Source organism: Paracoccus sp. (in: a-proteobacteria) (assembly GCF_030604785.1).
GTDB lineage: Bacteria > Pseudomonadota > Alphaproteobacteria > Rhodobacterales > Rhodobacteraceae > Paracoccus.
Genome location: NZ_JAUVVF010000065.1, coordinates 1 through 11,168 on the forward strand (window position 1 = coordinate 1; position 11,168 = coordinate 11,168).

The 11,168-nt window shown below is 67.1% G+C and carries 7 protein-coding genes and 1 pseudogene; 2 read left to right on the forward strand and 6 right to left on the reverse strand.

Going from position 1 to position 11,168, the window contains the following annotated elements:
* Positions 1-383, forward strand: a pseudogene (locus QAR72_RS15050) (hypothetical protein); the annotation flags it as partial.
* 2 nt (positions 384-385) lie between these two features.
* Entirely contained in the window at positions 386-4,936 is a 4,551-nt protein-coding gene (gltB, locus tag QAR72_RS15055) for a glutamate synthase large subunit (protein ID WP_304618199.1), read from the forward strand.
* A gap of 49 nt (positions 4,937-4,985) precedes the next feature.
* Here gltB and QAR72_RS15060 read toward each other — a convergent pair whose 3' ends face one another.
* The 6 genes from QAR72_RS15060 to QAR72_RS15085 all read right to left on the reverse strand — a co-directional run bounded on the left by QAR72_RS15060 (position 4,986) and on the right by QAR72_RS15085 (position 11,037).
* The gene (locus tag QAR72_RS15060) at positions 4,986-5,786 is read right to left on the reverse strand and encodes a purine-nucleoside phosphorylase (RefSeq protein WP_304618195.1); all 801 of its coding nucleotides are present in this window, start codon (positions 5,784-5,786) and stop codon (positions 4,986-4,988) included.
* Entirely contained in the window at positions 5,770-6,717 is a 948-nt protein-coding gene (locus QAR72_RS15065) for an ABC transporter permease (RefSeq protein WP_304618200.1), read from the reverse strand. Before QAR72_RS15065 ends, QAR72_RS15060 begins: the two co-directional genes overlap by 17 nt.
* 77 nt (positions 6,718-6,794) lie before the next feature.
* Entirely contained in the window at positions 6,795-7,898 is a 1,104-nt protein-coding gene (locus tag QAR72_RS15070; RefSeq protein WP_304618196.1) for an ABC transporter permease, read from the reverse strand.
* Positions 7,898-9,544 (reverse strand): ABC transporter ATP-binding protein, encoded by a 1,647-nt coding sequence (locus QAR72_RS15075; RefSeq protein ID WP_304618197.1) that lies wholly within the window; start codon positions 9,542-9,544, stop codon positions 7,898-7,900. Before QAR72_RS15075 ends, QAR72_RS15070 begins: the two co-directional genes overlap by 1 nt.
* Complete coding sequence (locus QAR72_RS15080) at positions 9,544-10,533, reverse strand: BMP family lipoprotein (protein WP_304618198.1); 990 nt, start codon at positions 10,531-10,533, stop codon at positions 9,544-9,546. The genes QAR72_RS15075 and QAR72_RS15080 overlap by 1 nt, the downstream gene beginning before the upstream one ends.
* An 81-nt stretch (positions 10,534-10,614) precedes the next feature.
* Positions 10,615-11,037, reverse strand: a complete 423-nt coding sequence (locus tag QAR72_RS15085) for a GNAT family N-acetyltransferase (protein ID WP_442953586.1) — start codon at positions 11,035-11,037, stop codon at positions 10,615-10,617.
* Positions 11,038-11,168 lie beyond the last annotated feature (131 nt).

Below are 11,168 nucleotides of genomic sequence, written 5' to 3' on the forward strand. Positions count from 1 at the left end.
AAACCGGGCGCGACGATTTCGACTTCATGACCGAATCGAACACGGGCGAGCGTCTGCGCTTTCAGGGCCATGACGTGCTGACCGGCGAGACGGTCGAGATCGACGGCGTCACGCTGGAGCGCACGCGATTCGAGGTCGTCACGCTCAGCGCCTCGGGCGAGGTGCTGATGGAACGCAGCGGGCAGCAATTCATCAGCCGCGAATTCGGGCGCTTTTACGGCGGGGTCGAGACGACCACCGACTGGACGGGCGCGCGGCGCGAGACGAATGACAGCCCCGTCACCTTTTCACGCCCCGGCGAACCCGGCTTTGGCGCCACCACCCCACAATATGACTGCGATCAGCTGATGACGCAGATCCTGCAGGAAAGGGCCGCATCATGACCATGGATTGGCAAGCACAGGAAGAAGCCCGCCGCGCATGGATGGACAAGAACAGCCTGTATCGCGAAGAGGACGAGCATTCGTCCTGCGGCGTGGGCTTCGTGGTCGATCTGGGCGGCAAGCCCTCGCGCAAGGTCGTGCAGAACGGCATCGACGCGCTGAAGGCGATCTGGCATCGCGGCGCGGTGGATGCGGACGGCAAGACCGGCGACGGCGCGGGCATCCATGTGCAGATCCCGGTGCCGTTCTTCTATGACCAGATCCGCCGCACCGGCCACGAGCCCGACAAGTCCAAGCTGATCGCCGTGGGTCAGGTGTTCCTGCCGCGCACGAACTTTGCCGCCCAGGAAGCCTGCCGGACCATCGTGGAATCCGAGGTTCTGCGGATGGGCCACTACATCTATGGCTGGCGCCATGTGCCGGTGAACGTGGGCGTTCTGGGCGAAAAGGCCAACGCCACCCGCCCCGAGATCGAGCAGATCCTGATCCGCTGCGAGAAGGACATCGACCATGTCCAGTTCGAGCGCGAGCTGTACATCATCCGCCGCCGGATCGAGAAGGCCGCCGTCGCGGCCCAGGTCGCGGGACTTTACTTCTGTTCGCTGTCCTGCCGGTCGATCATCTACAAGGGCATGATGCTGGCCGAACAGGTGGCCGAGTTCTATCCCGACCTGAAGGACGAGCGGTTCGAATCCGCCTTTGCCATCTATCACCAGCGCTATTCCACCAACACCTTCCCGCAATGGTGGCTGGCCCAGCCCTTCCGCATGCTGGCCCATAACGGCGAGATCAACACGCTGAAGGGCAACCTGAACTGGCTGAAAAGCCACGAGATCCGCATGGCCTCGTCGGCCTTTGGCGACATGGCCGAGGATATCAAGCCGATCGTGCCTGCGGGCTCGTCGGACTCGGCGGCGCTGGATGCGGTCTTCGAGGTTCTGGTGCGTTCGGGCCGCAGCGCGCCGATGACCAAGACGATGCTGGTCCCGGAAAGCTGGTCCAAGGCCACGACCGACATGCCCAAGGCCTGGGCCGACATGTATGCCTATTGCAACGCCGTGATGGAGCCCTGGGACGGCCCCGCCGCGCTGGCGATGACGGACGGGCGTTGGGTCTGCGGCGGCCTTGACCGCAACGGGCTGCGTCCGATGCGCTATGTGGTGACGGGCGACAACCTGGTGATCGCGGGCTCGGAGGTCGGCATGGTCCCGGTCAACGAAAGCAATGTCCGCGAGAAGGGCGCGCTTGGGCCGGGGCAGATGATCGCGGTCGATATGTGGGAGGGCAAGCTCTACCACGACACGGCGATCAAGGACCGGCTGGCCGGCAGCCAGCCCTTCGGCGAGTGGATCGAGAAGGTCGTCGAGCTGAACGACATGATGCGCGACCTGCCCGAGCCGGTGCGCTTCAAGGGTGATGACCTGCGCCGCCGCCAGGCCGCCGCGGGCTTCACGCTGGAAGAACTGGAGCATGTGCTGGCGCCCATGGCCGAGGATGGCAAGGAAGCCATCGCCTCGATGGGCGACGACACGCCGCCTGCGGTCCTGTCCAAGCAGTATCGCCCGATGAGCCATTTCTTCCGCCAGAACTTCAGCCAGGTGACGAACCCGCCCATCGACAGCTTGCGCGAAACGCGGGTGATGAGCCTCAAGACCCGGTTCGGCAACCTCAAGAACGTGCTGGATGAATCCAGCGCCCAGACGGAAATTCTGGTGCTGGAAAGCCCCTTCGTCGCCAATGGCGAATTCGCCGAGATGATGAAGATGTTCGGCGAAACGGTGACGGTGATCGACTGCACCTTCCCCGATGATGCCGGCCCGGATGCCTTGGGCGAGGGTCTGGCGCGCATCCGCGCCGAGGCCGAGGATGCCGTGCGTTCGGGCGCGGGCCATCTGGTCCTGACCGACGAGGCGCAGGGGCCTGACCGCGTCGCGATGCCGATGATCCTGGCGACCAGCGCCGTCCATTCCTGGCTGACACGCAAGGGGCTGCGGACCTTCTGTTCGCTGAACGTGCGCGCCGCCGAATGCATCGACCCGCATTACTTCGCCGTGCTGATCGGCTGCGGCGCGACGACGGTGAACCCCTATCTGGCGCAGGACAGCATCGCCGACCGGATCGAGCGCGGCCTGCTGGAAGGCAGCCTGATCGACAACATGCGCCGCTACCGCGACGCGGTGGATGCGGGCCTGCTGAAGATCATGGCCAAGATGGGGATCTCGGTCCTGTCCTCCTATCGCGGCGGTCTGAACTTTGAAGCCGTGGGCCTGTCCCGCGCGATGGTGGCCGAGTATTTCCCGGGCATGCATTCGCGCATTTCGGGGATCGGGCTACACGGCCTTCAGGCGAAGCTGGAGGACCTGCATCAGGCGGCCTTCCACGGCAATGCGGCGGAATTGCTGCCCGTGGGCGGCTTCTACAAGCTGCGCCGCTCGGGCGAGAAGCATGCCTGGGAAGCCAACACGATGAAGCTGCTGCAGGTCGCCTGCGAAAAGGCGTCCTATGACGTCTGGAAGCAGTTCAGCGCGACCATGCGGGCGAACCCGCCGATCCACATCCGCGACCTGCTGGACATCAAGCCCTTGGGCAAGCCGGTGCCCATCGAGGAGGTGGAGAGCATCACCTCGATCCGCAAGCGCTTCGTCACGCCGGGGATGTCGCTTGGGGCCCTGTCGCCCGAGGCGCATATGACGCTGAACATCGCGATGAACCGCATCGGCGCCAAGTCCGACAGCGGCGAGGGCGGCGAGGACCCGGCGCACAGCCATCCGCTGCCGAACGGCGACAACCCCTGCGCCAAGATCAAGCAGGTCGCCTCGGGCCGGTTCGGCGTCACCGCCGAATACCTGAACGCCTGCGAGGAGCTGGAGATCAAGGTCGCCCAGGGCGCCAAGCCCGGCGAGGGCGGGCAGCTGCCCGGCATGAAGGTCACCAAGCTGATCGCGCGGCTGCGGCACTCGACGCCGGGGGTCACGCTGATTTCGCCGCCGCCGCACCACGATATCTACAGCATCGAGGATCTGGCGCAGCTGATCTACGACCTCAAGCAGATCAACCCGCGCGCCAAGATCACGGTGAAGCTGGTGGCGTCCTCGGGCGTCGGCACCATCGCGGCGGGCGTGGCCAAGGCCAAGGCCGACGTGATCCTGATCTCGGGCCATAACGGCGGCACGGGGGCTTCGCCCGCGACCTCGATCAAGTTCGCGGGCCTGCCCTGGGAGATGGGCCTGACCGAGGCGCATCAGGTTTTGGCGATGAACCGCCTGCGCGAGCGGGTGACGCTGCGGACCGACGGGGGCCTCAGGACGGGTCGCGACATCGTCATGGCGGCGATGATGGGGGCCGAGGAATACGGCATCGGCACCGCCGCCCTGATCGCGATGGGCTGCATCATGGTGCGCCAGTGCCAGTCGAACACCTGCCCCGTGGGCGTCTGCACGCAGGACGAAAAGCTGCGCGCGATGTTCACCGGGTCGGCGGACAAGGTGGTGAACCTCATCACCTTCTACGCGCAGGAGGTGCGCGAGATCCTGGCATCCATCGGCGCGCGGTCGATGGACGAGATCATCGGTCGGGCCGATCTGCTGACCCAGGTCAGCCGTGGCGCCGCGCATCTGGACGATCTGGACCTGAACCCGCTGCTGATCACCGTCGATGGGTCGGAAAAGATCGTCTACGACCGCTCCAAGCCCCGCAATGCGGTGATGGACACGCTGGACGCCGAGATCATCCGCGACGCGGAACGGTTCTTCACCGATGGCGAGAAGATGCAGCTGTCCTATGCGGTGAGGAACACCCTGCGGACCATCGGCACGCGCACGTCCAGCATGATCGTGCAGAAATACGGCATGCGGAACAACCTGCAGGCGGATCACCTGACGGTGCGTCTGACGGGCAGCGCGGGTCAGTCGCTTGGTGCCTTTGCCGCGCCGGGGCTGAAGCTGGAAGTGTCGGGCGATGCCAACGACTATGTCGGCAAGGGCCTGTCGGGCGGCACCATCGTGGTGCGCCCGCCGATGGCCAGCCCGCTTGTCGCGCATGAGAACACGATCATCGGCAATACCGTGCTTTACGGTGCGACCGCCGGTTATCTGTTCGCGGCGGGCCGCGCGGGAGAGCGTTTCGCGGTGCGGAACTCGGGCGCGCATGTCGTGATCGAGGGCTGCGGCTCGAACGGGTGCGAATACATGACCGGCGGGGTCGCGGTCATCCTGGGTCGGATCGGCGCGAACTTCGGCGCCGGGATGACCGGGGGGATGGCTTACCTCTATGACCCCGAAGGTGTGGCGCGCGACTACATCAATGCCGAGACGCTGGTCCTGTGCCCCGTCACGCAGGATCACTGGGAGGCGCAGCTGAAAGGCCTGATCGAGCGCCATTTCGCCGAGACCCGGTCGCGCCGGGCCGAGGAGATCCTGTCGAAATGGGACGAGGAAAAGACCAAGTTCCTGCAGGTCTGCCCGCGCGAGATGCTGGCCCATCTGAGCCATCCCATCGCCGCGGTGGAAAGGCCGAGCGCCGTTCCCGCCGAATACGGCGGAAGGCAGGCATGAAAAAAGGCGCGGTCCCTTCGGGGGCCGCGCCTTCTGCGTTTCGGGGGTCTCAGGCGTCGCGCAGGAAGCGGCGCAGCACCTGTTCCAGCTTGGCCGCGCCCAGGGGGGCCATGGCCTTGGTGTGGTCGTGGCTGATCGCCTCGTCCGAGAGGCCCGCGCCCATATTGGTGACGACCGAAATGGCCGCGCAGCGCAGCCCCAGAAAGCGCGACAGGATGATTTCCGGCACGGTGGACATGCCCACCGCATCGGCGCCCAGCACGCGGGCGGCGCGGATCTCGGCCGGGGTCTCGAAGCTGGGGCCCGAGAACCAGCAATAGACGCCCTCGGGCAATTCGATCCCCTCGGCCAGGGCGGCCTCGGTCAGGGCGGCGCGCATCTGGACGTCATGCGCGTCGGTCAGGGGGACGAAGCGGGTATCCGTCGGCTCGCCGATCAGGGGGTTGGTGCCGGCGAATGCGATATGGTCGCTGAGCAGCATCAGCCCGCCGGGCGGGATGTCGGGGCGCAGCGATCCTGCCGCATTGGTCAGGATCAGCCGCTGGCAGCCAAGCGCGGCCAGCACCTCGAGCGGCAGGCGCATCACGTCGGCCTGCCCCTTTTCGTAGTAATGCGCCCGCCCGCCGAAAACCGCCACGCGGCGGCCTTCAAGCTGGCCGATCACCAGTTGCGGCACATGGCCCGACACGCCCGCATGGGGAAAGCCGGGCAGGTCGGAATAGGGGATCGCGACGCCCTCGACCTTGGCGGCCAGATGGCCGAGGCCAGACCCCAGGATCAGGCCGTATTCGGGGGCCGCCTCGCCCGCGCGGTCGCGGATGAGGGCGGCAAGCTCAGCGCTCTTTGACATAGGGTTCTCCACCCGCGCGCGGCGGGATGGCGCGGCCCACGAAGCCCGCCAGGATGATGACGGTCAGGATATAGGGCAGCGCGTTCATGAATTGCGACGGCACGGTGAACAGGCCGAGGTCGAGATTGGGATAGAGGTTCGCGATCGCCTCGAGCAGGCCGAAGAGGAAGGTCGCGAACAGGGCCTGCCAAGGGCGCCATTTCGCGAAGATCAGCGCGGCCAGCGCGATGAAGCCGCGCCCGGCGGTCATGTCCTTGACGAAGCCCGCCGACAGGCCGGTCGCCAGATAGGCCCCCGCGATCCCGGTCAGCAGGCCGCAGATCATCACGGCGGTAAAGCGCAGCCGCGTGACCGAGATGCCGGCCGTATCGACCGAGGCGGGGTTTTCCCCCACCGCGCGAAGTCGCAGGCCGAAGCGCGTGCGGAACAGGACCCACCACGTCACAGGCACGGCCAGCAGCGCCACATAGACAAGGATCGTGTGCCCCGAGAGAAGCTGCGAATAAAGCGGGCCGATCAGCGGCACCTCGCGCAGTTCGGGCGCGAAGGGCAGCGTGATCGGCTGAAAGCGCGCATCGCCCTGCAGGGGCGGCGTCCGCCCGCCAAGCGAAAAGGCGTTCTGCCCGATCAGCACGGTCAGCCCCGCCGCCAGGAAGTTCAGCGCCACGCCCGAGATCAGCTGGTTGCCCCGGAACGTGATCGAGGCGACCCCGTGAACCAGCGACATGGCCATCGCCCCGGCGATCCCCGCGATCAGGCCCAGCCAGGCGCTGCCGGTGACGAAGGCGACCGAGGCCGCCGTGAAGGCCGCCATCAGCATCTTGCCCTCGAGCCCGATATCGAAGACTCCCGCGCGTTCCGAATAGAGGCCCGCCAGGCAGGCCAGCAGCAGGGGCGTCATCAGGCGGATGGCGCTGTTGATGCCCTGCATCGCGGCACTTTGGTCGGCGATCAGCCAGATCTGGCAGATGGCCAGGATCAGGATGGCGGTCAGGCTGTCGGCCAGCTTCATCTTGCCTGCCCTCCGTTGCGGCGCAGGGCTAGGAACAGGCGTTCCAGCGGCATGCGCACCATGTTGTCCAGCGCCCCGGTGAACAGGATCACCAGCGCCTGAATGACGACGATCAGCTCACGCGGGATCGAGGTCCACAGCGCCAGCTCTCCGCCGCCCTGATAGAGGAACCCGAACAGAAGCGCGGCCAGGAAGATACCGAACGGGTGGTTGCGGCCCATCAGCGCGACGGCGATGCCGATGAAGCCCGCGCCCTCGACCGCGTTCAGGACCAGACGGCCGGATTCGCCCATCACGTTGTTGATCGCCATCATCCCGGCCAGTCCGCCCGAGATCAGCATGGCGACGATGGTGATGCGGACCGGGCTGATCCCGGCATAGACCGCGCCGCGTTCGGATTTGCCAAGCGCCCGGATCTCGTAGCCGAGGCGCGTGCGCCAGATCAGCAACCACACCAGCACGCAGGCCAGCACGGCGACCAGAAAGGTGATGTTGACCGGCGTGTTGCGCCCCCAGGCGATCCCGACCGAGGCGGCCAGTTCGCTGAGGCGCGGCAGCGCGGTCTCCGCCGGAAAGCGGGCCGAGGCCGGGTCCATGCTGCCCACCGGGCGCAGCAGGTTCACCAGCACATAGCTGAGCACGGCGGCGGCGATGAAGTTGAACATGATCGTGGTGATCACGATATGGCTGCCGCGCTTGGCCTGAAGCCAGGCCGGAATGAAGGCCCAGGCCGCGCCGAAGGCCGCCGCCCCCAGCATCGCCACGGGCAGGGCCAGCGCCCAATGCGGCAGCGGCAGGTAAAGCAGCACCAGCGCCACGCCGAGGCCGCCCATCGCGGCCTGCCCCTCGCCGCCGATATTGAACAGCGCGGCATGGTATGCGACCATCACCGCCAGCCCGGTAAAGATGAAGTTCGTCGCGTAATAGAGCGTGAAGCCCCAGCCATAGCTGGAGCCTAGCGCCCCCTCGACCATCGTGGTCAGCGCCATCCAGGGGCTTTCCCCGATGGCCAGGATGACCAGCGCGGAAATTCCCATCGCAAGGATCAGTGAGATCAGCGGCGTCAGGATGACATCCGCCCATTTCGGCATCTTGTCCATCAGGCGGACCCTTCCGGCAAAGCGTCCTGCGTCACGCCCGGGGGGATGCCGGCGCTGTCAGGGGTGTTTTCGGTATCGGTGATCCCGGCCATCAACAGGCCCAGTTCGCCCGTCGTCGTCTGGCCGGGCAGGCGTTCGCCCATGATGCGCCCGTCGAACATCACCGCCACGCGGTCGGACAGGGACAGGATCTCGTCCAGCTCGACCGAGACCAGCAGGATCGCCTTGCCCGCGTCGCGCAGTTCCACGATGCGCTTGTGGATGAACTCGATCGCGCCGATATCGACGCCGCGCGTGGGCTGGCCGATCAGCAGCAGGTCGGGGTTGCGCTCGATCTCGCGCGCGACGACGATCTTCTGCTGGTTCCCGCCCGAGAAGTTGCGCGCCGCCAGATGGCAATCGCGGGGGCGCACGTCGAAGCGTTCCATCTTGGCCTGCGCATCGCGGCGGATGGCGTCGTTGTCCATCAGCGCGCCCTTGCTGAATTCGGGCGCGTCATGCCAGCCGAAGGCGACGTTCTCCCACGCGGCGAAGTCCATGATCAGCCCCTCGACCTGCCGGTCCTCGGGGATGTGGCCGATGCCGTCGCGGCGGCGCTGGCGGGAATCGCAGCCGCGCCCCGACAAGGGCAAAGCGGCGCCGTTCATCCGGACCTCGCCCGAGACGCGCGCGCCCTTTTCGGGATAGCCGCCAAGAATTTCAAGAAGTTGCGTCTGACCATTGCCCGACACCCCGGCAATGCCCAGGATCTCGCCCGCGCGGATGTCGAAGCTGACCTGACGCAGACGCTCGACCCCGTCGGCATCCACCATCGTCAGGTCGCGCACTTCCAGCACCGGGGCGGCGGGGCGGGCGGGCGCCTTGGAGACGTTCAGCAGCACCTTGCGCCCGACCATCAGTTCGGCCAGTTCCTCGGGGCTGGTCTCGGCGGTCCTGACCGAGGCGACCATCTCGCCGCGCCGCATGACCGACACGTTGTCGGTGATCTCCATGATCTCGCGCAGCTTGTGGGTGATCAGGATGATCGTCTTGCCCTCGTCGCGCAGCCCTTCCAGGATGCGGAACAGGTGGTCCGCCTCGGCCGGGGTCAGCACGCCGGTCGGCTCGTCCAGGATCAGGATGTCGGCCTGGCGATACAGCGCCTTGAGGATCTCGACCCGCTGCTGGTGGCCGACCGAGAGGTTCTCGATCACCTCGTCGGGGTCCACGTTCAACTGGTATTCTGCGGCCAGGCGCTTCAGCACGCCGCGCGCCTTGGACAGCGACGGGCGCAGCAGCGCGCCGTCCTCGACGCCGAGGATGATGTTTTCCAGCACGGTGAAGTTCTGGACCAGCTTGAAATGCTGGAACACCATGCCGATGCCCGCGCGGATCGCTGTCTGGCTGTCGGCGATGTTGATCGGCTGGCCGTTGACAAGGATCTCGCCCTCGTCGGGCTTGTAGAAGCCGTAGAGGATCGACATCAGCGTGGATTTCCCCGCGCCGTTCTCGCCGATGATGCCGTGGATCGTTCCCTTGGGCACCGACAGGCTGATGTCGCGGTTCGCCTGGACCGGCCCGAATGCCTTCGAGATGCCGCGCAGCTCGATGGCAGCGGGGGCGGCCGCGTCCGGCCGCCCCCCCGTCATGTCGCCTGGCGCAGCCATCACGAGGCCGGGCAGGTGTTGTCGGTCATGTAGTCATGCACCGTGACCTCGCCCGAGGCGATGGCCGCGCGGGCCTCTTCGACGGCGGCCTGCATCTCGTCGGTGACCAGATCGGCATTGTTCTCGTCGATGGCGACATCCACGCCGCCCGCGGCCAGATCCATCACGCGGATGCCGGTCTCAAGCTCGGTGCCCGCCGTGAAGGCCTCGAACACGGCATTATCCACGCGCTTGACCATCGAGGTCAGCACCTGGCCCGGATGCAGCGCGTTCTGGTTGCTGTCCACGCCGATCGACAGGATGCCCTCATCCGCCGCCGCCTGCAGGACACCGATGCCGGTGCCGCCCGCTGCAGCATAGATCACGTCCGCGCCCTGCGAGATCTGCGCGCGCGCCAGTTCACCGCCGCGCACCGGGTCGTTCCAGGCGGCCGGGGTGGTGCCGGTGAAGTTCATCACGACGGTGCCCTCGGGCTGGACCGACTTGAAGCCCTGCGCGAAGCCGCAGTGGAACTTGTGGATCAGCGGGATGTCCATGCCGCCGATGAAGCCCACGGTCCCCGATTCCGAGGCCATGCCGGCCATCACGCCCGCCAGGTAGCTGCCTTGTTCCTCGGTGAACACGACCGACTGCACGTTCGGCAGGTCGACGACCATGTCGATGATGGCGAATTTCGTGTCCGGGTAATCCGGCGCGACCTGGCCCAGCACGTCGCCAAAGGCGAAGCCCGCCATGACGATCGGGTTCGAGCCCGATTCGGCCAGACGGCGCATGGCCTGTTCCCGCTGCGCTTCCGACTGCATCTCGAGCTCGCGGAAGGTTCCGCCGGTCTCCTCGGCCCAACGCTGCGCGCCCATGAAGGCGGCCTCGTTGAAGGATTTGTCGAACTTGCCGCCAAGGTCGTAGATCAGGGCCGGATCGGCCAGAGCCGCGCCCGCGCCGAAAGCCGTCAGGGCCACGCCCGCCAGAAGCGATTTTTTCAGGGACATGAAGGACCTCATCCTGTTGCTGCGGGCGCGTTGATCGGGCCCGGTTGGTGGTTGCGATTAGGGCGCATCGTCCGGGGGCGGTCAACTGCCTTGTTGGGGCGCAGTCAGGTCCAGCCGCATCACGATCGCATCCTCGGCAGGCCCGTAATAGCGCGGCCTGCGGCCGGCCTCCAGCCACCCGCCCGCGGCATAGAGCGTGCGTGCCGCGACGTTTCCGGCGGCGACCTCCAGAAAGGCCGCCTCGGCGCCCATCCGCCGGGCGGCGGCCGCGAATTCGTCCAGAAGCGCGCGCCCGGTGCCCTGCCGGCGCCGGTCGGGATCGACCGCCAGGGTCAGCAATTCGGCCTCGCCCGCCAGCGCCCGGCCCAGCAGGAAGCCCTCGGGCCGGGTCAGCAGAAAGGCGCCCTGCCCCGCCAGCAGATCCGCGAATTCGGCGCGGCTCCACGGGCGCGGCATGGTGAAGCAGCGCGCATGCAGCGCGGCCAAAGCCGCCGGATCGGTCACGGCAGGATGACCGGCGCCGGATCGCGGGCGGGCGCGGCGTCGGCCGGGCGCAGATAGCAGGGGGCCGGGCGCGGCAGGTCCGGCCGGTCGGCCGCGCGGGCGGCCAGATGCGCAACCGCCTCGGCCAGCGG